This window comes from Xanthomonas arboricola (assembly GCF_003353015.1).
Taxonomy (GTDB): domain Bacteria; phylum Pseudomonadota; class Gammaproteobacteria; order Xanthomonadales; family Xanthomonadaceae; genus Xanthomonas; species Xanthomonas arboricola_E.
Genome location: NZ_QREM01000008.1, coordinates 1 through 22,904 on the forward strand (window position 1 = coordinate 1; position 22,904 = coordinate 22,904).

Genomic DNA, 22,904 nt, shown 5'->3' on the forward strand with positions numbered 1-22,904 from the left:
TCGCCCAACAGATAGTCGCCCCTGGCCAGTTGCGCATCGATCACCTGCAGCACCGTGTCGCAGTCGGCGTAGGGCGAGATCGCGCGCGGCGGCATCGGTTTCGGCCAGCGGGCTTTCTTCCGGGCAGGCCGCATCCGGGAAGCCGAAGCGCTGCTTCAAGGCCAGGCCGCAGGCGTTGACTGCCTCCAGATCGGCGCCCGCACCCTTGCACTGCTGGTCGAAGGCGACCAGGAACGCGTCCTTGCGGCGCACGAAGGCGTCGCCGCACTTGCGCATCTGGCGGATGCGTTCCAGGTCGTCCTGCACCGCATTGGTGCCGTCCAGCCCGTACTCGCGCAGTTCCTCCATCGTCAGCAGGCGCAGGCTGCGGTTGGGCACGGTCATCATCAGGTCGGCCACTGCCACCGCCACGCCGTTGCGCTCCAGATAATCCTTGACGTTGCCGTAGACCTCGCGCAATTCGCGATTGAGTTCCGCGCGCGAGGTGGCCTTGGAACTGATCCGCATCATGCGGTGGATGCCGACCTTGCCGGCCACCAGCCGGTTGTCGCCGGCGGCCAGCACGAACACGCAGGCGCTGTGGCAGATCGAGCCTTCGCGCACCCAGATGGTCCAGTTGGATTCCCCGATCGCATCGCCGGCGCGGATCGCCGCTTCCACCTGCCCGCCGCTGGAATCCAGGTCCAGGATGCGATGCGGCAACTGCAGTTGCCCGGCCACCGTGGCCAGCCGCCACACCAACGCAGCGAAGCCGGCGTTGATCTTGCCGGCATAGCGCACCCGCAGCAGGCCGGTCTCGCGGCACGGTGCCAGCGCCGCTTCCACGCTGGCGCGGTCCAGCGCCGGCAGCAGCGTGCCGTCGCCGGCGTCGCCGTTGTAATCGGTGGCACAACTGATCCAGGCCTTGCCGGCGTCCAGCTCCGCCTGCGGCCAGCCGGCCTCGCCCGCCTGTGCACGCGGTCGCGGCGGCGGCGCCTCCGGCTCGGGCGTATCCACCGACACCATATGGTCGCCATCGCCCTGCACCGTGCTGCCCTGTTGCGTCGCGGCGGCATCGGCCGAGGGACTGGCGCGGTCGCAGGCCGCCAGCGCCAGCACGCAGGAAAGGGACAGGCAGAGCAGTTTCAGCATGGTGGCAGGCAACGGACCGCGACGGAGATCACCCTCAGTCTATGGCTGAATGGGCCAGGCGTTTGACCCTGCCATGAACACCGCAGCCCGGCGCAGCCGTGTCCGAAAACGGCCAGCCGGGGCCAGGGCGAGCGCATAGACTGGCGCCATGCAGACCGTCACGCCCGACCGACTCCAATGCGACCGCGCCCGCCTGGCGCGCGATGCACGCTTCGACGGGCTGTTCTTCACTGCGGTACGCAGCACCGGCATCTACTGCCGCCCGGTGTGCCCGGCGCCGCCGCCCAAGCCGGGCAACATCAGTTATTACCCCAGCGCGGCGGCAGCCAGTGCCGCCGGCTACCGGCCCTGCCTGCGCTGCCGCCCCGAGCTGTCGCCACAGGCGCAGCAGCACCTGGGCGAAGAGAGCGTGCAACGCGCATTGGCGATGATTGCCGACGGCGCCCTGCAGGAACAGCCGGTGCAGACCCTGGCCGACACGGTGGGGCTGAGCGCGCGCCAGCTGCAGCGGCAGTTCGTGCAGCAGCTCGGTGCCACCCCGATCCAGGTGCACGGCACGCGCCGGCTGCTGCTGGCCAAGCAATTGCTGACCGAGACCGCATTGCCGGTGACCGAGGTCGCACTGGCGGCCGGCTTCAACAGCCTGCGTCGCTTCAATGCGGCCTTCCTGGAAGGCTGCGGGATGCCGCCCTCGGCGCTGCGCAAGCAGCGTGCCGAGGTGCCGGGCGGCGCGTTGACGCTGCGCCTGGGCTATCGCCCGCCACTGGACCTGCAGGCGATGCTGGCATTCCTGCAGCGCCGCGCGATTCCCGGCATCGAGCAGGTCGACGCCAGCGGCTACCGGCGCGTGATCGGCACCCCGGGCAACGCGACGCTGATCGAGGTCAGCGCGGCGCCGCAGCGTGCGGAGTTGCTGCTGCGCATCGGCGCGACCGACCCGCGCCAGATCCCGCAGATCGTGCGGCGGGTGCGCCGGCTGTTCGACCTGGATGCGGACCTGCAGGCGGTGCACGCGACGCTGGCGGCCGAGCCGCTGCTGGCCGAGGCGATCGCGCGCCGCCCCGGCCTGCGCGTACCGGGCGGCTGGGATGGCTTCGAGGTGGCCGTGCGCGCCGTGCTGGGCCAGCAGATCAGCGTGGCCGGCGCGGCGACGCTGGCGGCGCGGCTGGTCGATCGGCATGGCGGCCATCATGTGGACATGCCGCTGGGCCTGGACCGCATCTTTCCGACCCCGGCACAACTGGCCGAGGCGCCGCTGGAGCAACTCGGCCTGCCGCGTGCACGCGCCGCCACCTTGCGTGCGCTGGCATCGGCGTGCGCGCAGGGGCGGCTGCAGTTCGGCGCCGGCCAGCGCCTGCCCGAGTTCGTCGCCGCCTGCACGGCCTTGCCCGGCATCGGGCCGTGGACAGCGCACTACGTCGCCATGCGTGCGCTGTCGCATCCGGATGCGTTTCCGGCCGGCGACCTGATCCTGCAACAGGTGCTCGGCACCCCCGAACGCCTGAGCGAGCGTGCCACCGAAGCGCGCTCGCAGGCCTGGCGACCCTGGCGCGCCTACGCCGTGTTGCACCTGTGGCATCTCGCTGTCGATCGCAAGGACACCCGTTCATGAGCACACTGCAGTACGACACCTTCCCTTCGCCGATCGGCGCACTCAGCGTGGCCGCCGATGCGGCCGGCGTGCACCACATCCTGTTCGCGCAGAACCGCCACGACGCGATCGGCCGCGCGCGCTGGCAGCACGATCCGGAGGCGCCGCTGGTGCGCGAGGCGCGCGAGCAATTGCTCGATTACCTGCATGGCGGGCGGCGCAGCTTCGACCTGCCACTGGCCCCGACCGGCACGCCGTTCCAGCTGCAGGTCTGGCACACGCTGGCGCAGATTCCGTTCGGGCAGACCTGGAGCTATGCGCAACTCGCGCATGCGGTGGGACGCCCCGCCGCCAGCCGCGCGGTCGGCGCTGCCAATGGACGCAATCCACTGCCGATCGTGCTGCCCTGCCATCGCGTGATCGGCGCCAATGGTGCGCTGACCGGCTTCGGCGGCGGCCTGCCGACCAAGCAGGCGCTGTTGCAGCTGGAGGGCTGGTCGCCGCGCCAGCGCGCGGCGGCCGACGATCTGTTCGCCGCAGCCTCCACCACCGGCCCGCGCTGACTTCGCCACGTCATTGCGACGCCGTAAACTGCGGCGATGATCGATCGACGTCTTGTGTTCACCGCGACCGCACTCGCGCTGCTCGCGGCCTGTAGTTCTCACGCCCCTTCGCGCAGTCCGCCAGCACCCGCCCCGGCGGCGCCCGCGTCGGCAGGCGCACCGCACGGCGATCTACCGCACAGCGTGCTGCTGATCTCCATCGACGGCCTGCGCGCGGACATGCTCGATCGCGGCATCACGCCGCATCTGTCGCAGCTCGCGCACGACGGCGTCCGTGCGCGCTGGATGACGCCGTCGTATCCGTCGCTGACCTTCCCCAATCACTACACGCTGGTCACCGGCCTGCGTCCGGATCACCACGGCATCGTGCACAACAGCATCCGCGATGCGACGCTGGGCAGCTTCTGGCTGAGCAAGCCCGAAGCGGTCGGCGATGCGCGTTGGTGGGGCGGCGAGCCGCTCTGGGTCGGCGTCGAAAAGGCCGGGCAGCACGCGGCGACCTGGTCGTGGCCCGGCAGCGAGGCGGCGATCGGCGGCGTGCGCCCCTCGCGTTGGCGCCACTACGAAGAGGGCACCGGCCTGGACGCGCGCGTGGACGAGGTGCTGGGCTGGCTGTCCGCTTCCGGCGCCGACCGCAACCGCCTGGTCACGCTGTACTTCGAACACGTGGACGAAGCCGGCCACGACCACGGCCCGGAATCGCGCCAATACGCCGACAGCGTGCGCGCGGTGGATGGCGCGATCGGCCGGCTGCTGGCCGGCATGCAGCGCGACGGCACGCGCGAGCGCACCAATATCGTGGTGGTGTCCGATCACGGCATGGCCGAGGTGCCGCCCGGGCAGGCGATCAGCGTGAACGACATGGCAGCGCCGGACATCGCCACTGCCGTGACCGACGGGCAGGTGATCGGCTTTGCGCCATTGCCGGGGCAGCAGGCGCGCGCCGAAGCCCGCCTGCTCGGTGCGCATGCGCAGTACGACTGCTGGCGCAAGGCGGCGCTGCCCGCACGCTGGCACTACGGCACGCATCCGCGCATTCCGCCGATCGTATGCCAGATGCACGAAGGCTGGGATGCACTGTTCCCGGACAAGCTGGCCAGGCGCCCGCGCGATCAGATGCGCGGCTCGCACGGCTTCGATCCGGCGCTGCCGTCGATGCGTGCGGTGTTCCTGGCGCAGGGCCCGGACCTGGCGCAGGGCACGACCTTGCCGGGGTTCGACAATGTCGATGTGTATTCCCTGATGACACGGCTGTTGGGAATTCCCGCAGCGCCCAACGATGGCAATCCACGCACGCTGTTGCCGGCCTTGCGCGTGCTGCCGGCCGACGCACGCTGAGCGAGAGCCGCTGACTGGATACATGTAGCCGCTGCACGTATAGCCGATGCACTTCAGGCAGACGCGCTGGAAACCGGCATGTGGGGCTACATGCCGCACCGAGCGCTCACCGCACGCGCCTTGCGGTGAGCGCCATCGTGTTATCGGTCACTTCAAGACGGCCCCGCCGCAACCCGTCGATGCGACAATGGCGGCATGTCTGCTTCTGATCCCTCGCCGCGCCGACGTCGGCTGCGGCCGTTGTTGTCCAGCCAGGGCTGGCGTCGCCGTGCCGCACTCTGGGGTGGCGCCATTGCGGTGGCACTGGTGGCGATCGTGTTCGCCAAGGCCAGCGACGCCGCCTTCCAGGTGTTCCAGCGCATCACCGCGCATTCGATCTGGTGGGCGCTGCTGCTGACGCCAGGCATCTTCGCCCTGCTGGCCTGGCTCACCTCCGGCGCGATGCGGCCCACGCGTGGCAGCGGCATCCCGCAGGTCATCGCGGCGCTGGACCATGACGACGCGGCGTTCCGCCAGGCCAATCTGTCGCTGCGCGTATCGATCGGCAAGCTTGCCCTGACCACCCTGTCGCTGCTCGGTGGCGCCTCGGTCGGCCGCGAGGGCCCCACCGTGCATGTCGGCGCCAGCCTGATGCATGTGTTCGGGCGCTGGTTCGGGTTCCACGATCCGCGCGAGCTGTCGCATTTCCTGCTGGCCGGCGGCGCTGCCGGTATCGCCGCGGCGTTCAACACGCCGCTGGCCGGGGTGGTGTTTGCGATCGAGGAATTGAGCGGGCGCTTCGAGCACCGCTTCTCCGGCACCTTGCTGACCGCGGTGATCGTCGGTGGCGTGGTCTCGCTGGGCCTGTTGGGCAACTACACCTACTTCGGCAAGGTGGCGGTGGCCTTGCCGCTGGGCCAGGCCTGGCTGGCGATCGCGCTCTGCGGCGGCGTGGCCGGCCTGCTCGGCGGCATCTTCGCGCGCCTGGTGCTGGCCAGCGTCGGCGGCAAGCCACGCTGGCTGGCGGCGTTGCGCCAGCGCCATCCGGTGCTGCTGGCCGCGCTGTGCGGCGTGGCCCTGGTCGGCCTTGCGCTGCTGTTCGGGCAAGGCGCGTTCGGCACCGGCTACGAGCAGGCGCGCAGCCTGGTGCAGGGCCATGCGGTGGTCGGGCACGAATTCGGGCTGGTGAAGCTGCTGGCCAACCTGGTCTCGTACCTGGCCGGCATTCCGGGCGGGCTGTTCTCGCCGGCGCTGGCAGTGGGCGCCGGCATCGGCCACAACCTGTCGGTGCTGATGCCGGGCGTGGATCCGCGCACCTTCGTGCTGCTGGGCATGTGCGCATACCTGACCGGCGTGACCCAGGCGCCGCTGACCTCGGCGGTGATTTCGCTGGAACTCACCGACACCAGCCAGATGCTGTTGCCGATCCTGGCCACCGTGCTGATTGCCCGTGCCATGTCCGGGCTGGTGTGCAGGACGCCGATCTACCGCGGCCTGGCCGAACAGTTGCTGGGGCCGAGCCAGCCCTCGCCGGCGGCGCGCACGCCTTGCCAGTGCGACGCACACCGGTAGCGGCACGGCTGGTGGACAAGTGCTCCAGCGCGCGTCTGCGCCGATACCGGACATAAAAAAAACGCGGCGCAAGCGCCGCGTTCCGGTGTCGCGAAGCGGGCTGAGGGATCAGCCGGCCTTGGCAACGGTCTTCTTGGCGACGGCCTTCTTGGCCGGGGCCTTGACCACGCCCTTCTTGGCAACCGGGGCAGCTGCACCCACGACGACCTTGCTCACCGCGTGCGAACGCGAATTGCCGTAGCTGGAATTGTAGCGCTTGCCCTTGGCGGTCTTGCGGTCACCCTTACCCATGTTCGTCGACTCCTGAATGTGAATACTGAATACAAAATCCCCGCGCTGAACACGGGTCTGGCGAGGTTTACGCCGGCGGCGCCCTCGCGCAAGGCCGGCAAGCCTATCACGTAGGCCCCGGCCCGCGCAGCCCGGGCTAGTGGACGCAGCTGGCGTCGTGGACGTGGGCGTGCCCGTGGTTCAGGCGCAGATTGACCAGGTGGGCGATGCCGACCAGCGCGCCGCCGAGCGTCATCACCACCGCATGCGGCAGCACCGCGTGGTGCAACGGGTCGTACAGCAGGCCGGCCCACAGCAGCAGCAGGCCCGGCAGCAACAACGCAAGCGCATGCAGCGCCTTGTGGCGGCGGTAGCCCAGCACCAGGCTGAACAGGCCCAGCAGCGTCACGAACACCACGATGACCCGCTCCACCCCGTCCCCCAGCCAGAACGACAGGCCCAGCGACGGCGCCAGGGCCAGTACCAGCGGCAACACCGCGCAATGCACCGCGCACAGCAGCGAACCGGTCGCACCGAAGCGGTCGAGCACATGGCGAAGGGACGGTAGGGGCATGACTTCCAGCAGGGGCTCGCGGCGATGTGGAATAATATAACATCTTCCTCGTTCCAGGCCCGCACCACTGCATCGCGCAGCTGAGCGGGTCCCGCCGTCGGCGCAGTGGCCAAGCTGCGCCTTATCATTGATATAAAGTAACAACTACAGAGTCCGGCCCGCCATGCACCCTCGCCCCGCGTTTTCGTTCCGTCGCTCCGCCCTCTCGCTGGCGCTGACCAGCCTGCTGACTCCCGCCCTGGCCATGGCCGAGGACGCACCGGCGGTTGCCGATCCGCAGACCCCGCCCAGCTCGGACACGCGCCACGACGCCACCGCGTCCAGTGGCCGCCACATCAAGGACCTGGACAAGGTCGTCGTCACCGCCAGCCCGCTGCGCGATGCCGCCGGCGAGCTGAGCCGCCCGGTCGAGGTGCTGGCCGGCGAGCGCCTGGACGAGGCGCGCAGTTCCAGCCTGGGCGAAACCGTGGCCAGCCTGCCCGGCGTGCAGAGTTCCAACTTCGGCCCCGGCGTCGGCCGGCCGATCATCCGTGGCCTGGACGGCCCGCGCGTGGCGGTGCTGCGCGACGGCCTGTCCACCCAGGACGTGTCCACGGTCAGCCAGGACCATTCGCCGGCGATCGAGCCGTTCCTGGCCAACCAGATCGAAGTGCTCAAGGGTCCGTCCACGCTGCTGTACGGCTCCGGCGCGATCGGCGGCGTGGTCAACGTGGTCGACGGACGCATTGCCGAAACCCCGGTGGACGGCTTCAGCGGCCGCGCCGAGGTGCGCTTCGACGGTGGTGACAAGGACGGCAACACCGACATGTTCCGCGTCGATGCCGGCAACGGCAGCGGCCTGTCGATCCATGCCGACGGCGTGTACCGCAACCAGAACGATTACGACACCCCGCAGGGACGCCAGGCCAATTCCTGGATCGACTCCAAGGTCGGCTCGGTCGGCGCCTCGCTGTCCGGCGACTGGGGCTTTGTCGGCCTGTCGGCCTCGCGCTTCCGCGACAACTACGGCAACCCCGGCGAGCCGGGCGATCTGTCGATCGGCGAGCGCGGCGTGTCGTTGAAGCTGCAGCAGGACCGCTACGACCTCAAGGGCGGATTGACCGATCCGTGGGGCGAAGGCAGCGCGCTGCGCTACAGCTTCGGCCACACCGACTACGCGCATACCGAATTCGAAGGCGAGGACGTCGGTACCGTGTTCACCAAGCGCGCCAACGAAGGCCGCGTGGAAGCCTCCTTCAGCTTCGGTGGCGGCTGGCAGACCGCGTTCGGCCTGCAGGGCAGCGACACCACCTTCCAGGCAGTGGGCGAAGAGTCGTTCGTGCCCAAGACCGATACGCGCTCGCTCGGCGTGTTCGGCGTGGCGCGCAACAGCTGGGAACGCGTCACCGCCGAACTCGGCGCACGCGTGGACAAGGTCAAGTACCGGACCGACATCGGCGTGGACCGCGACTTCACCCCGACCAGCTTCTCGGCCAGCGGCGGTTTCCGCTTCAACGAACAGTGGCGCCTGACCGCCAACCTCGACCATGCCGAGCGTGCGCCGGCCGAGGAGGAACTGTTCGCCAACGGCCCGCATATCGCCACCCTCGCCTACGAGGTCGGCGATGCGGACCTGAAGACCGAAAAGGCCAACCAGGCCGAGCTGGGGCTGAACTTCCAGAACGCATGGGTGGATGCCAAGATCGCCGCCTATTACAACCGCTACAACGACTTCGTCTACATCGTCGATACCGGCGGCCAGTGGTTCAACGAAGAAGACAACGACTTCCTGCCGATCCGCCAGTGGACGCAGAACGATGCGGTCTTCCACGGCTTCGAGGGCGAGGCCACCTTCCACCTGGCCGACAACGCCACCGGCGCGTGGGACCTGCGCGTGTTCGGCGACACCGTGCGTGCACGCCTGAAGGATGGCGGCAACCTGCCGCGCATCGCCCCGGGCCGGGTCGGCGCGCAGATGCGCTGGAATGCCGATGCGTGGCGCGCCTCGCTCGGCGCCACCCGCACCATGAAGCAGGACAAGGTGGCGGTGAACGAAACGCCCACCGACGGCTACACGTTCGTCGATGCGCATCTGGCCTACCACGTGGACCGCGGCAGTAACGCGTGGGAAGTGTTCCTTGACGGCAACAACCTGACCAACCAGGACGCACGCGTGCACACCTCCTTCCTCAAGGACGATGTGATGTTGCCTGGCCGCAGTGCCTCGTTCGGCGTGCGGATGTTCTTCTGACAGCGGTCTCTCCCCCCCGCTGGGTAGAAGCGAGGCCGCCTTCGGGCGGCCTCTTTATTTGGGATCACCAAGCTCCGCGCTGCGGCGAAGGTGTGTTGCCTGTCCCCGACCCGGGGGCGCGCACGCTGCGATCGGGAGCCGGCGTCGGCTCGGCATCACCCCTCGATCGCGCAGGCGGCAGCGTCGTTGCGGCGGCATGCGTTCTGTCGCAGTGCCAATGCATTTCGCAGGCGAAAACCGCACACGGCACACGATAGGCTGCGCGACAACCGGTCACGGGCTTGGGGTGTCGCGCCCGGCTGCGCTCCTACGCGGTTGGTTGGGATGACGGCTTCTGAGGCAGGCCGCCTTCGCCTGGGTAGCGAGCACACATCCGGCCGCTTGTAGATACGTGCATATACACGCAATATGCAGCCATCCTGCGGAGCGCGTCCATGTCCAGCACGTCCGACTGCACCTGCTTTCATCTGCGCCGGGCGGCGCGTCGGATGTCGCAGCTTTATGACCACGCACTGGCGCCGGTCGGCCTGAGTCTCAACGCGTATTCGATCCTGCGCCGACTCGACGCAGCGCAGTCGCTGGGCACGCTGGCACAGGCCTTGGGCATGGACCGCACCACCCTCACCCGCAACCTCAAACCCTTGCTTGCTGCCGGATGGATCACCACCCAGCGCGGCGACGATGCCCGGCAAACCTGGCTGATCCTGAGCCGCAGCGGCCGTGGGCTGCTGCGGCGCGCACAACCGCGCTGGCTGGCAGCCCAGCAACGGATCGAGACGCTGTTTGGTGCAGCGCCGACCGCGCAGCTGCATGCCACGCTGGGCCGCCTGGATGCCGTGCTGGAACACGCCGCATGAGCGCGCCGGCGACCGCGCGCGCAAGTGCGCAATGGGGCCTGCTGCTCACCGCCTCGGCGATGCTGATGCTGACCATGGGCGCGCGCCAGACCACCGGCCTGTTCGTGGAGCCGATCCATCGCCAGACCGGGATCGGCATCGCCTCGATCAGCTTCGCGCTGGCGGTGGGGCAACTGGTCTGGGGCGCGGTGCAGCCGGTGTTCGGCGCGATTGCCGATGCGCGCGGGCCGTTGCCGGTGCTGCTGTTCGGCGGCGTGCTGTTGTCGCTGGGCCTGGGATTGAGCCCGTGGCTGGCCAGCGACCGGGGCTTGATCGTCTCGCTGGGCATCCTGGCCGCCGCCGGTGCGGGCGCCGGCAGTTTCTCGGTGCTGATCGGCGCCACCGCCAGCCGTCTTGCGCCGGAGCGGCGCTCGTTCGCGGCCGGGCTGATCAATGCCGGCGGCTCGCTCGGCCAGTTCGTCTTCGCACCCCTGGTGCAGCTGATGATCGGTGCAGCCGGCTGGGCCAGGGCGATGACCGGCCTGGCGATGCTCTCCCTGCTGACCTTGCCGCTGGCCTGGCCGCTGCGACGCCGGGCGCCGCCGCCGGGTACGCGCACGCCGCCCCCAAACCAGGACATCGGCCTGCGGGCGCAGTTGCGTCTGGCCCTGCGCGATCGCAGTTACTGGTGCCTGCACCTGGGCTTTTTCACGTGCGGCGTGCACATCGCGTTCCTGGTCACGCACCTGCCCGGCGAAATCGCGCTATGCGGCCTGCCCGCCAGCGTGTCGGCGGTGTCGATCGCGCTGATCGGCCTGTTCAACGTGGCCGGCAGCCTGGTCGCCGGCAAGCTCGGCGAACGCATCCGCATGAAGTGGCTGCTGTGCGCGTTGTATGCCAGCCGTGCGATGTTGATTGGCGTGTACCTGATCGCGCCGCCGACGCCGCTGACCTTTTACCTGTTCGCCGCGACACTGGGCTTTACCTGGCTGGGCACGGTGCCGCCGACGGCCGGACTGATCGGCAAACTGTTCGGCCCGCGCTACCTGGGCACCTTGTTCGGACTGACCTTGCTGTCGCATCAGGTCGGTGGTTTCTTCGGTGCGTGGCTGGGTGGACTGGCACTGGAGCGCTTCGGCGATTACAGCTGGATGTGGTACGCCGACATGCTGCTGGCATTGATCGCTGCATTGATCAACCTGCCGATCCGGGAAGCGGCGCCGGCCCGCGCGGCGGCGTGAAGCATGGGCAAGCGCGCCTGCCTGCAATGAGGTGCTTTACCGTTGCCCGGCGCGTGGTGTGCGCTGGGTGCAGGACCATCGCGCTGGCGCCATGCGGCGCAGCGTCTGCTGCGGCACGGCAGGTGGCAACAGCGCCTCCTGCAGCCGACATCAATCGGCGTGCAGTGCGCACGCGCTGCCGAACGCCTTGCAAGGGTTGACCGGAGCGCGGGCACAGCGGCCGCATGCGTTGACGCGGCGCACAACAGCTTTTACGCACAACTCCGTTAGAACAACGACGTGACGCATGGTGCCGCGTTGCACTGCCGGCGCGGTGATGTGCTGCCGGTCACCTTCCTGGCAGAGCGCGCGCGACTGCACGCATTGCCGTCTGCTGCGACGCCATCTCAGGAGAGCTGTCATGACCTCATCGATGCCCCGCTATGCCTTGTCCCTTGCCATCGGTGCCCTGCTCGCGCCCGCTGCGCATGCGCAAACCGCAACCGCGGAATCTCGCAGCGACGCCACCACGCTGGATGCGGTGATCGTCAGCGGCACCGCGCGCTTCAAGGGCCTGGCCAAGCGCGATGCCAGCTTCTCGATCACCACCGCCAGCCCGGAGCAGATCCAGCAGGCCGTGCCGCAGAGCACCGCGGACCTGTTGAAGATCGTGCCGGGCGTGTGGGCCGAGCCCAGCGGCGGCGGCACCGGTGCCAACATCTTCGTGCGCGGCATGCCGTCCGAAGGCGATGCGCCGTTCGTGACCATGCAACTGGATGGCTCGCCGCTGTTTCCGCCGCCGACCCTGTCGTTCCTGGAAAATTCCACGCTGTTCCGTGTCGACGACACCGTCGAGCGCATGGAGGTGCTGCGTGGCGGTTCCAGCCCGATCTTCTCCAACGGGCAGCCGGGGCTGACGGTCAACTTCATCCAGAAAAAAGGCCAGGACGAGCCCGAGGGCAGCGTGCGCCTGACCGGCGGCAACAATGCGCTGCGCCGCATCGATGTGTTCAACAGCGGGCCGATGGGCAATGGCTGGTTCTACAGTGTGGGCGGCTTCTTCCGCGAAACCGACGGCGTGCGCGACCCGCAGTTCGCCGCCGACAAGGGCGGCCAGTTCAGCGCCACGCTGAGCAAGCGCTGGGACAGCGGCGAGGTGTCGTTCTACGCACGCCATACCGACGACAACAACGCCTTCTACACCGCCATCCCGCTGCTGTCGCGCAACAACGGCAACGACCTGTCCAGCTTCCCCGGCCTGAATGCGCAGACCGGCACCCTGCTCGGCCGCGACTTCCGCAATGTCGATCTGCTGGTCGGACCGAACGGGCAAACCATCCAGCGCGATCTGGCCGATGGGCGCGGCGTCAACATCGATGTGTTCGGCGGCGAATTGAACTGGGAGCGCGGCGACTGGACCATCGCCGACCGCTTCAACGTGATGAGCGGCAGTGCGCCGACCTATGCGCTGTTCACCGGCGATGCGCCGCAGCGGCTGGGCGACTTCATCGCCGGCTACGGCAGCGCTGGCAGCGGCCGTTTCACCAACGGCGGCGGCGCGGTGGATCCGAACCAGCAGGTGCTGGAAGCCGGCTGGTGGTCGGTGGACAAGCGCCTGAACTCGGTCACCAACGACCTGCGCCTGAGCCGCGCCCTGTTTGCCGGCAATACGCTCACCGTGGGCACCTACTACGCCAAATATTCCTCTGCAGATACCTGGTACCTGGGCAACACCATGCTGCTCACCGCGCAGAACAACGCGCGCCGCATCGACGTGGATCTGGCCGACGGGCGCCAGGCCACGCGGCAGGGCTTTACCAACACCGCGTTCTTCAACCTGCGCGCCAACTACGACGGCGAGAACATCGCCGCCTTCGTCGCCGACGAATGGGAACTCAGCGAACGGCTGCGCCTGGACCTGGGCGTACGCTACGAGCGCCAGAGCGTCACCGGCGACGTGCACGACACCGCCACGGTGGACCTGGACGGCAACCCGGCCACGCTGTACGACAACACCACCTCGCTGGCGCTGGCCAGCACGCGCCGCATCGACCAGGACGACGAGGCGTTCTCGTGGACGGCGGGCCTGAACTTCAAGCTCGACGACAGCAACAGCCTGTTCGCACGCGTCAACTCGGGGGTGAAGTTCCCCGGCTTCGACAATCTGCGCGATGGCCAGAACCGCGTGCAGGACGTGGATCAGTACGAACTCGGGCTCAAGTCCGGTGCCGGCAGCTACGACCTGTACCTGACCGCGTTCTACAACACCTTCAAGAACTCGCCGTTCCAGGCGTTCCTGGCCAATGGCGCCAACTTCACCACCGTCGGCGACTCGCGAGCGCGCGGGCTGGAGGTGGAAGGTGCCATCCGCCCGTTCGGCGGCTTCGAGCTGGCCGGCACCGGGGTGTGGCTGGATGCCAAGTACCGCAACTACCGCGAGTTCACCGGCAACCAGGTGATGCGCCAGCCCAAGCGCCAGTTCCGCATCACGCCCAGCTATTACTGGATGCTGCCGTTCGGCGACCTCAAGGTGTTTGCCACCTATTCCTACATCGGCGACCGCTTCGCCGACCTGGCCAACAGCCAGCGCCTGCCGTCCTACGACATGCTGGATATCGGCGCCAACCTGCACGTGGGCGAGCATTGGGAAATGACCGCCAGCGGCAGCAACGTCACCGATACGCTGGGGCTGACCGAAGGCAATGTGCGCGTGCCGGGTGCGGCCACCGGCGGCGTGTTCATGGGCCGGCCGATCGCCGGGCGGCAGTACCAGATGTCGGTGGCGTATCGCTGGTGATCCGCGCAGATGGCGTGCAACTGCCGTTGCCACGCTGCGGCGCGCCCACCAGCCCGCGCGTGGTGCTGGGGTCTGCCGGTGGCACGCGGGCGGCCACCATGCCTACACCGGCAGCGGGCTGCGTTCGGCAAACTGCCCGCGCCAATACGGGTAATACGGATACGGCGGCTCCACCGCGCTCACTGCCTCCAGGCGCGTGCGTTGCTCGGCCGTCAGCGACCAGCCCACCGCACCCAGGTTCTGGCGCAGCTGTGTTTCGTCGCGCGCGCCGATCAGCACCGTGCTGACCGTGGGCCGCTGCAGCAGCCAGTTGATGGCGATCTGCGGCACGCTGTGCCCGGTCTCCTCGGCAATGGCGTCGAGCACATCGACGATGTCGAACAGGCGCTCATCGCTGATCGCCGGGCCCGCGGCGGCCGTCGCGTGCAGGCGACTGGTGTCCGGCAGCGGTTGGCCGCGGCGCAGTTTGCCGGTCAGGCGGCCCCACCCCAGCGGACTCCACACCACCGCGCCCACACCCTGGTCGATGCCCAGCGGCATCAGCTCCCATTCGTAGTCGCGCCCGGCCAGCGAGTAGTAGGTCTGGTTGGCCACGAAGCGGCTCCAGCCATGCGCGTCCGCCACAGATAACGACTTCATCAACTGCCAGCCGGCGTAGTTCGACGCGCCCAGATAGCGCACCTTTCCTGCACGTACCAGCCCGTCCAGCGTGGACAGGGTTTCCTCCACCGGCGTCATCGCATCGAAGGCATGCAGCTGCAGCAGATCGATATGGTCGGTGCGCAGGCGCCGCAGCGAGGCATCCACCGAACGCAGCAGGCGAAAGCGCGAGGCGCCGGCATCGTTGGGCCCATCGCCCAGGCGCAGGCCGGTCTTGGTCGACAGGATCACCTGATCGCGGCGCCCCTGCAGCACCTGGCCGAGAATCTCTTCGGAGGCACCGTCGGAATACACATCGGCGGTGTCGAACAGGTTCAGGCCCGCCTCCAGGCACAGGTCGATCATGCGCTGCGCCTGCGCCACATCGGTCGCGCCCCAGGCAGAAAACAGTGGCCCCTTGCCGCCGAAGGTGCCGGTACCCAGACCGAGTACCGGCACCTTGAAGCCGGACCGGCCGAGAAAACGTGTGTCCATCGCACTCCTCCTTGGAAATCTACAAAACCCGCGCGCCGTGCCGGTAGGTCCGCCACTGCGAGACGCCACGTGCGACGCTCCGCTCGCCGGCGACCTGCGCCAGTCGCGCCAATCGCGCAGCTCTGCCGGTTGCGCGGACGCGGCGCGCCACGCCGCAGGATCGAATCAGCCCGCCTGCACGCAGACGCCCGGCGCAGCGGCACGCCGGCGTTGCAGCTGCACGCTCCACAACGCGATCCCCAGGCCCACCGCGCTCAACAGCGCGGCAACCCACGGCGTGGCGACCAGGCCGGCATGGGTGGCGATCACCACACTGCCCAGCCAGGCGCCCACGGCATTGCCGAGATTGAACGCGGCGATATTGAGACTGGAGGCCAGGTTCTGGCCGGCACCACGCGCATGCTCGAGCACGCGCAGTTGCAGCGGCGCCACGGTGGCGAAGGCGGCCACGCCCAGCAGCCCGACCAGCACCACCATCGCGGTCTTGTTGTGCAGCACCAGGCCCAGCGCAGCGAGCACCACCACCAATGCCGCCAGGCTGCCCAGCAAGGCGGCGGTGGGGCGGCGGTCGGCCAGACGCCCGCCGAGCAGATTGCCGACGATCATGCCGACACCGAAGACCAGCAACACCGGCGACACCGCCGCCTGCGCAAACCCGGTCACCTCCACCAGCAACGGCTGGATATAGGTGAACACCGCGAACACACCGGCATAGCCCACCACCGTCATCGCCAGCGCCAGCAGCACCTCCCCGCGCCCCAGCACCGCCACTTCCTGCCGCCATGACACCGCTGCGGTCGCGCCTGTGTCCGCCGGCACCCACAGCGCCACCGCGGCCGTGGCCAGCACGCCGACGATTGCAACTGCCCAGAACGTCGCCCGCCAGTCCAGCTGCAGGCCCAGCCAGGCCCCGGCCGGCACCCCCAGCAGGGTCGCCACGGTCAGCCCGGCAAACATCAGCGAGATCGCCGAAGCGCGACGCTCGGCCGGCACCAGCGAGGTCGCCACCACCGCGCCCACGCCGAAGAAGGTGCCGTGCGCCAGCGAGGTCAGCACGCGCGCGACCATCAGGCTGGTGTAGTCCGGCGCCAGCGCGCAGGCCACGTTGCCCAGGGTGAAGATCGCCATCAATCCGACCAGCACCGCCTTGCGCGGCAACCGCGCACTGGCCAGCGTCAGCACCGGCGCGCCGACGCACACGCCCAGCGCATAGCCGCTGATCAGCAGGCCGGCAGCGCTGAGCGACACGCCCAGGTCGGTGGCCACCTGCTGCAGCAGGCCCATGATCACGAACTCGGTGGTGCCGATGCCGAAGGCGCCGATGGTCAGCGCCAGCAGCGCGGGGGGAAAACGGGACGAACGTGCGGAAGCGGACATGGGCAGGCACCAGGAAAGACGACCCACAGCCTGCGCTCCGGCGTCCTGAGCAAAAACCCCTGCTATCCTGATTCACTATCAACCAATCATTGACAATCGCATGGACCGCCTCGGCGACATCGCCCTGTTCCTGCGCATCCTCGATCTGGGCTCGATCACTGCCGGTGCGCGCAGCCTCGACCTGTCGGTGGCGGTCGCCAGCCAGCGCCTGAAGCGGCTGGAACGCGACCTGGGCGTACGCCTGCTGCATCGGACCACGCGCCGGCTGCACCCCACCCCCGAAGGCCAGCGCCTGGCCGAGCGCGGCCGCGTGCTGGTGCAGGATTTGGATGCGCTGGCCGACGACCTGCGCGAGGGCGCACACGCGGTCGGCGGCATCCTGCGCGTGACCCTGTCGGCCTCGTTCGGGCGGCAGTACGTGTCGCCGTTGCTGCCGGAATTCCAGGCCCGGCATCCGCGCGTGCACATCAGCGCGCATCTGAGCGACGACCTGGTGGACCTGGTCAGGCAGGGCTTCGATCTGGCGATCCGTATCGGCCCGCTGGACGACTCCGGGCTGGTGGCGCGGCGCATCGCCGACAACCGCCGCACCCTCGCCGCCTCGCCCGGCTATCTGCAGCGCCACGGCACCCCACGCACACCGGACGACCTGGCCGGGCACGCCGGCGTGCTGCTGATGGGCCGCGACGGCCGCCAGGACGTGTGGACCCTGCAGTCACCCGACGGGCAGCTGGTGCGCGTGCGCATGCAAAGCCGCTTCGAAAGCAATTTCGGTGAGCTGGTCCGCGATGCGGCCGTCGCCGGCCAGGGGATCGCGTTGCATTCGTACTGGCACATTGCCGAGGAGCTGCGCGACGGCCGGTTGGTCGAGGTCCTCCCCGACTACCCGCCGCCAACCTCGCAGATCAACGCGGTGATGCCGGCCCGCCGGCTGCAACCACCACGGGTCCGCGCATTCGTGGACTTCCTGCTGGAGCGGCTGGGCCAGCGGCCACCGTGGGAATGACCGACCGCTTGCGCCTGACTGGTGGTGCAAGCGGTCACATCCGTTACACAGCGGGCACATCCAACTGACACATGCGCTGCCCAAACTGCGCAGCGTGTTCCAGACAGCACTGCATTCATGCCATCTTTGCCCATCAGCCGGCGACGGCTACTGACCGCTGCGGCCGCAGCGTCCGCGGTGCTGGTGGCGGGTCAAACGACGCGCGCAATGACCAGCGCGTCATCGACGGACCGGTTTTCCTTCGTGTTCATGACAGATACGCACATCCAGCCGGAGCTCGATGCGCGCTCGGGCTGCCTGGGCTGCTTTCGCCGCATCGCCAGCGAGCCGGGGACTTCGTCATCCACGGTGGAGACCACGTCTTCGATGCGCTGGAAGTCGATCGCAGACGCGCCTACATGCTGCGCGATCTCTACTTCGAGGTGGAGAGGGAGATCGGCAAACAGGTCTATCACACCATCGGCAACCACGACTGCTTCGGCGTGTTTCCCGGCAGCGGCGTGGCCCCCGGCAGCCCGGGCTACGGCAAGGCCTACTACACCGAGCGGTTTGGCCCGCTGTACTACGCGTTCGACCACAAGGGCGTGCACTTCATCGTGCTCGACTCGATCGGCCTGACGCCCGATCGCAGCTACGAGGGACGGCTGGACGCGGCGCAAATGCGCTGGCTGCGCGATGACCTGGCCGCACTGGCACCGGGCACGCGCATCGTCATCACCACGCATATCCCGCTGGTCACCGCGCTCGGGTGCTACGAGCCGCCGTCCTGGACCAACGCACCGCATAACTGGACCTTCGTGACCAATGCCAGGGACGTGCTGGCATTGCTGCGTGGCCACAACGTGCTGGCGGTGCTGCAAGGTCACAGCCACGTCGCCGAGAGCGTGGTGCTCAACGGCATCACCTTCGTCACCGGCGGCGCGGTCAGCGGCAACTGGTGGCAGGGGCGCTTTCTCGGGACCGCCGAAGGCTACATGCGCGTGGAGATCGATGGCGACCGCGTGAGCAGCCACTACCAACGCCTCGACTTCCAGACCATCGATCGCCACGACGTCGACATCGGCGATGCGCAGGCGTGATGCGCGCGCCGTGCTGACATAGCGCAAACAGCCATCGCGCGAACAACGGTCAGGCCGCTTGCCGTAGGACATGGCTGCACCTGGACAGCCCATCCACCTCACCGAGCCACACCATGCCCATGCCACTGCCGTGCCGCCTTGCCTGCGGCCTGCCCCTGCTGCTGATGCTGCCCATCCCGCGCGCCGCGGCCGACGAACCGCCCGACGGCACGGCCGCCAATGCGAGCGCGGCGCCGAAGACCACACTGGACGCCATCATCGTGCTGGGCGCCGGGGAATCGCGCCAGGTGCAGACGATCACCCCGGCCGACCTGGCCAAGGCTGCGCCCGGCACCTCGCCGCTGGCCAGCCTGTCCAAGCTTCCCGGGGTGAACTTTCAATCCTCGGATCCGCTGGGCGGCTACGAATGGGCCCAGCAGATCACCATCCGCGGCTTCAGCACCGACCAGATGGGCTACACCCTGGACGGCGTGCCGCTGGGCAACATGCAGTACCGCAACAACAACGGCCTGAGCATCGGGCGTGCATTGCAGGCAGAAAACAACGGGCCGGTCACGCTCTCCCAGGGAAGCGCCGCCGTGGGTACCGCCTCGACCAGCAACATCGGCGGCACCATCGATTTCACCTCGCTCGATCCCGGCGACGGCTTCGGCGTCGACCTGGCGCAGACCGTCGGCAGCTCCAGCAACCTGCGCAGCTTTGCGCGCCTCAATAGCGGCACCCTGCGTGGCGGCGGGCGCTTCTACCTGTCGGCAAGCCGTCAGGATGCCGACAAGTGGAAGGGCAGCGGCTCGCAGCAACAGACGCAGCTCAACTTCAAGTCCGTGCAACCGTTGTCGGACAGCGTCACCGCGACCACCTTCATCGATGGCGTGGATCGCCGCGAGGACGATTATCTCGATGTGTCGCTGGACCTGCTTCGTCGCCTCGGCGCTCGGGTCGACAACATCGCCAACGATTTTCCTTTGGCCGAACGCATGGCGCGCGCCCTGCAGAACGGCACGCCGGCGCCGGCGCCCTACCGCAACGGCGATGATGTCTATTACAACGGCGGCGGCGTGCGCAAGGACCTGTTCGCCTACGAAAAACTCGCTTACGACCTGGGCGCGCAACTGAGCGGCCAGACCACGGTGTACTGGCACCAGAACCATGGCATCGGCACCTTCGCCAGCCCGTACGACCCCACCCCGGCCGCGTTCGGCGGCTCCCCGGTGTCGGTGTCGACCGTCGGCTACGCCATCCGGCGCAAGGGCGTCCTGTCGCAACTGGAACTGCGGCTGGACCGGCACACGCTGCAGGCCGGGCTCTGGTACGAGAACAATCGCTTCGATCAGATCGCAAGGCTCTATGGCCTGCAGGCGGGCATTGCGCCGCGCAACTTCCAGCGCTTCTACGACACCCCGTTCCGCACCCGCTGGCACTACAGCTTCGATACCGATGTGTACCAGCTGCATGTCGGCGACAGCTGGGAGGTCAGCGATGCATTGCGGGTGGACCTGGGGGTGAAGTCGCTGCAGGCGGAGAACACCGCCCGCACCCTCACCAGCAGCCAGCCGATCGATGGCCGGATCAAGGCGTCGGACCATCTGTTGCCAAGTGCCAGCGCGCTGTACCGGTTCGACAGCCGCAACGAGGCCTTCGTCGACTACACGCGCAATCTGTCGGCCTTCGTTGCCTCCGCGTCCACTGGCCCGTTCTCGACCACCAAGGCCGGGTTCGACTACATCCGCGACACCCTGAAACCGGAAAAGACCGCGACCACCGAACTGGGCTTCCGCCATACCGGCGCCTGCGTGCAGACCTCGCTCACCGCCTACCATGTGCAGTTCGACAATCGCCTGCTGGCCTCATCGATCAGCGCGGCGGTGGTGGGCAACCAGAACGTGCTGCAGAACGTCGGCGGCGTCACCTCGCAGGGGCTGGAGCTGGCGGCCAGCTGGAACTTCCTGCCGCACTGGTCGCTGTACGCGAGCAGCTCCTACAACGACGCCCACTACGACGATGACGTGGCAGTGCCCGGCAGCAGCGTGGTGGCCACGCGCGACAAGCGGGTGGTGGGTTCGGCGCGCACGCTGGGCAACCTCCAGCTCGGCTACGACGATGGCGCCGCGTGGGCGCAACTGTCGGCGCATGCCACCGGCAGGCGCTATTACAGCTATTTGAACGACCAGCCCATCGCCGGCGCGACGGTGATGAACTTCGGTGCCGGCTACCGCTTCCATGCTGCACCCAGCGGCGCGCACTGGCTGGACGGCACCGATGTGGATCTCAACGTCACCAACCTGCTGGACAAGCGCTATATCGCCTCGCTCGGCACCAGCGGCTTCGTGACCGCCGATCCGGATGGCACCTACACGACCTTGCAGGTCGGCGCACCGCGCCAGGTGTTTGTCAGCGTACGCAAACACTTCTGAGCACGCGGCGGCAGCCGCTTCGGCCGTGGATGCGCAGTGCGCGCGCGATGCGATCGGCGCCGCCCACCGTTGCGATGGCGACCGGCGCCAGCCGCGCGCGTGCCGGTCGTCCGCGTCCGGGCTCCCGTTGCAGCGAGCCTGCGCGGCCGACCTCAGGCGCCGGTGTGACGCCTGCTCAACGCCCGCCGCGCTGCAGGCGCTGGTGCAGGCGACGGCGCTGCGCATCGCTCAACAGATGCCCATACGCGCTCAACAGCCCCAGGATCTGCTGATGCGCCTGCGCGGTGCGCCGGGCGAGTTCTGCGGTGGCAGCGGCTTCGAGCCGTTTCCACTCGGCGGGGCTGGTCGGCGTCGGCAGGGGCGTGGACTGGGCGGGCATGGGACGCTGCGGATACTGGCTGGACCGCCATGATACGACCGCCACGTGAGCGGTTTATCACCGTTACCGCATGCTGGCAGTGGCGGCCTGGCCATCGCCTGCGCCCGCGTCCTTACCCCGCCGCCGGCCTTGCCGGCCGCGTGGCCGGCCCGCGTGTACGATCGAAACCACCGCGCCCGCGCAGCATGGCGTCTCGCAATCGGCGCTGCGCCATACCGTGCGCGTACTGGAAGCACGTCTGGGCATCCGCCTGTCGACCCGCACCACGCGCAGCGTGTCGATGACCGGAGCCGGCGCACGCCTGTTCGACACCGTGGCTCCGCGGCTGCAGGAGATGGACCACGAACTGTCCGCGCTCACCGAATTCCGCGACACGCCGGCCGGCACCATCCGTATCACCATTGCCGGCCACACCGCCGACGCCTGCATCTGGCCAGCGTTGTCGACGGTGCTGCCCGACTCTCCTGACCTCGGGATCGAGGTCAGCATCGGTTACGGGCTGGCTGACATCGTTGCCGAGCGCTACGACCTCGGCATCCGGCTGGGCGGTCAGGTCGCCAAGGACATGATCGCGGTGCCGATTAGTCCGATGCAACGCATGGCGGCGGTGGTGGTGACGGACGACTTCGTGCACCACACCATCCCTGCTGTCCCGGCCGACCTGGCCAGGCACAACTGCATCGGCCTGCGCCTGCCCACCCACGGCGGCTTGCTGGTCCGGGATTGCGAAAAGGACGGGCACGAGGTCAAGGTCCGCGTGGACGGGCAATGGACCCTCAACGGCAGCAGCGCGGTGCTGCGTGCCGCACTGGCCGGCGGCGGACTCGCGTTCCTGCCGGAAACCATGGTGATGGTGCTGGAACACCTCGCCGCCGGCCAGCTACGCCGCGTGCTGGAGGACTGGTGCGCCCCGTTCGACGGCCACTACGCCGATTACCCCAGCCGCCGCCAATCCTCGAGTGGCCTCAAGGTGGTGATCGATGCATTGCGGTGCGCTCTGGCGCGCTGAGACGCCTGTGTGCGCGCTGGAATGCCGGTGGGTGCGATGCGATGCCGGTGTAGGAGCGCGCTTGCGCGCGATGAGGCCTTCTCGGTAACGCNCGCCTGTGTGCGCGCTGGAATGCCGGTGGGTGCGATGCGATGCCGGTGTAGGAGCGCGCTTGCGCGCGATGAGGCCTTCTCGGTAACGCTCCATCGCGCGCAAGCGCGCTCCTACGACAGCATCGGTTGGCGGCAGGTTCGATGGTGGTGATCGATGCATCGCAGTGCGATCTGGCACGGCGAGACGCCTGTGCACGCGCTGGAATGCCGGTGGGTGCGATGCGATGCCTGCGTAGGAGCGCGCTTGCGCGCGATGAGGCCTTCTCGGTAACGCCCATCGCGCGTAAGCGCGCTCCTACGACAGCGGTGGTTG

18 protein-coding genes and 1 pseudogene are annotated in these 22,904 nt (G+C 68.6%); 12 read left to right on the forward strand and 7 right to left on the reverse strand.

Annotation, left to right across the window (positions count from 1 at the left end):
* On the reverse strand, positions 1-1,131 hold a 1,131-nt coding region (locus C0541_RS07930; RefSeq protein ID WP_238601286.1), incomplete at its 3' end, for a hypothetical protein.
* Between the two features lie 148 nt (positions 1,132-1,279).
* Here C0541_RS07930 and C0541_RS07935 point away from each other — a divergent pair.
* The 4 genes from C0541_RS07935 (at position 1,280) to C0541_RS07950 (ending at position 6,174) form a co-directional block, all read left to right on the forward strand.
* Complete coding sequence (locus C0541_RS07935; RefSeq protein WP_115047416.1) at positions 1,280-2,743, forward strand: AlkA N-terminal domain-containing protein; 1,464 nt, start codon at positions 1,280-1,282, stop codon at positions 2,741-2,743.
* Positions 2,740-3,285: a methylated-DNA--[protein]-cysteine S-methyltransferase gene (locus C0541_RS07940; RefSeq protein WP_115047418.1), complete on the forward strand. Its 546-nt coding sequence runs from the start codon at positions 2,740-2,742 to the stop codon at positions 3,283-3,285. Before C0541_RS07935 ends, C0541_RS07940 begins: the two co-directional genes overlap by 4 nt.
* Before the next feature lie 36 nt (positions 3,286-3,321).
* Positions 3,322-4,623, forward strand: coding sequence for an ectonucleotide pyrophosphatase/phosphodiesterase (locus tag C0541_RS07945; RefSeq protein WP_115047420.1), 1,302 nt, complete (start codon positions 3,322-3,324; stop codon positions 4,621-4,623).
* 195 nt (positions 4,624-4,818) lie between these two features.
* Entirely contained in the window at positions 4,819-6,174 is a 1,356-nt protein-coding gene (locus C0541_RS07950; RefSeq protein ID WP_115047422.1) for a chloride channel protein, read from the forward strand.
* 108 nt (positions 6,175-6,282) lie between these two features.
* On the opposite strand, the gene C0541_RS07955 is transcribed toward C0541_RS07950, so the two are convergent.
* Both C0541_RS07955 and C0541_RS07960 read right to left on the reverse strand, forming a co-directional pair.
* A complete protein-coding gene (locus C0541_RS07955; protein ID WP_016904806.1) occupies positions 6,283-6,465 on the reverse strand; it encodes a 30S ribosomal protein THX in 183 nt (60 codons plus the stop codon).
* Between the two features lie 136 nt (positions 6,466-6,601).
* Entirely contained in the window at positions 6,602-7,018 is a 417-nt protein-coding gene (locus C0541_RS07960; RefSeq protein ID WP_115047424.1) for a MerC domain-containing protein, read from the reverse strand.
* 163 nt (positions 7,019-7,181) lie between these two features.
* Here C0541_RS07960 and C0541_RS07965 point away from each other — a divergent pair, with 163 nt between their 5' ends.
* From C0541_RS07965 to C0541_RS07980, 4 genes are all read left to right on the forward strand, one after another.
* Complete coding sequence (locus C0541_RS07965) at positions 7,182-9,248, forward strand: TonB-dependent receptor (protein WP_115047426.1); 2,067 nt, start codon at positions 7,182-7,184, stop codon at positions 9,246-9,248.
* Positions 9,249-9,682: 434 nt separating this feature from the next.
* Positions 9,683-10,105, forward strand: a complete 423-nt coding sequence (locus C0541_RS07970) for a MarR family winged helix-turn-helix transcriptional regulator (RefSeq protein WP_115047428.1) — start codon at positions 9,683-9,685, stop codon at positions 10,103-10,105.
* Positions 10,102-11,325, forward strand: coding sequence for an MFS transporter (locus C0541_RS07975; RefSeq protein WP_115047430.1), 1,224 nt, complete (start codon positions 10,102-10,104; stop codon positions 11,323-11,325). The genes C0541_RS07970 and C0541_RS07975 overlap by 4 nt, the downstream gene beginning before the upstream one ends.
* Positions 11,326-11,725: 400 nt before the next feature.
* Positions 11,726-14,101: a TonB-dependent receptor gene (locus C0541_RS07980; RefSeq protein WP_115047432.1), complete on the forward strand. Its 2,376-nt coding sequence runs from the start codon at positions 11,726-11,728 to the stop codon at positions 14,099-14,101.
* 102 nt (positions 14,102-14,203) lie between these two features.
* On the opposite strand, the gene C0541_RS07985 is transcribed toward C0541_RS07980, so the two are convergent.
* A complete protein-coding gene (locus C0541_RS07985; protein WP_115047434.1) occupies positions 14,204-15,235 on the reverse strand; it encodes an aldo/keto reductase in 1,032 nt (343 codons plus the stop codon).
* Positions 15,236-15,400: 165 nt separating this feature from the next.
* Positions 15,401-16,612 carry an MFS transporter gene (locus C0541_RS07990; protein WP_115047436.1) on the reverse strand — a complete coding sequence of 404 codons (1,212 nt, stop codon included), beginning with the start codon at positions 16,610-16,612 and terminating at the stop codon, positions 15,401-15,403.
* A 100-nt stretch (positions 16,613-16,712) separates the two neighbouring features.
* Between C0541_RS07990 and C0541_RS07995 the strand changes: the two genes are divergently transcribed.
* Positions 16,713-17,618 (forward strand): LysR family transcriptional regulator, encoded by a 906-nt coding sequence (locus tag C0541_RS07995; protein WP_115047438.1) that lies wholly within the window; start codon positions 16,713-16,715, stop codon positions 17,616-17,618.
* A 191-nt stretch (positions 17,619-17,809) separates the two neighbouring features.
* Here the strand turns inward: C0541_RS07995 and C0541_RS21285 are convergent, their stop codons facing one another.
* Positions 17,810-17,965 (reverse strand): hypothetical protein, encoded by a 156-nt coding sequence (locus C0541_RS21285; RefSeq protein WP_238601304.1) that lies wholly within the window; start codon positions 17,963-17,965, stop codon positions 17,810-17,812.
* 24 nt (positions 17,966-17,989) lie between these two features.
* Here C0541_RS21285 and C0541_RS08000 point away from each other — a divergent pair, with 24 nt between their 5' ends.
* Together C0541_RS08000 and C0541_RS08005 are read left to right on the forward strand one after the other, a co-directional pair.
* Positions 17,990-18,697, forward strand: a complete 708-nt coding sequence (locus C0541_RS08000; protein WP_238601302.1) for a metallophosphoesterase family protein — start codon at positions 17,990-17,992, stop codon at positions 18,695-18,697.
* A 113-nt stretch (positions 18,698-18,810) separates the two neighbouring features.
* Entirely contained in the window at positions 18,811-21,111 is a 2,301-nt protein-coding gene (locus C0541_RS08005; protein WP_115047440.1) for a TonB-dependent receptor, read from the forward strand.
* A 175-nt stretch (positions 21,112-21,286) separates the two neighbouring features.
* On the opposite strand, the gene C0541_RS08010 is transcribed toward C0541_RS08005, so the two are convergent.
* On the reverse strand, positions 21,287-21,490 hold the full coding sequence (locus tag C0541_RS08010) for a hypothetical protein (protein WP_115047442.1): 204 nt from the start codon (positions 21,488-21,490) through the stop codon (positions 21,287-21,289).
* A 166-nt stretch (positions 21,491-21,656) separates the two neighbouring features.
* On the opposite strand from C0541_RS08010, the pseudogene C0541_RS08015 reads away from it, so the two are divergent.
* A pseudogene (locus C0541_RS08015) lies at positions 21,657-22,499 on the forward strand (LysR family transcriptional regulator); the annotation flags it as partial.
* Between the last annotated feature and the right edge of the window lie 405 nt (positions 22,500-22,904).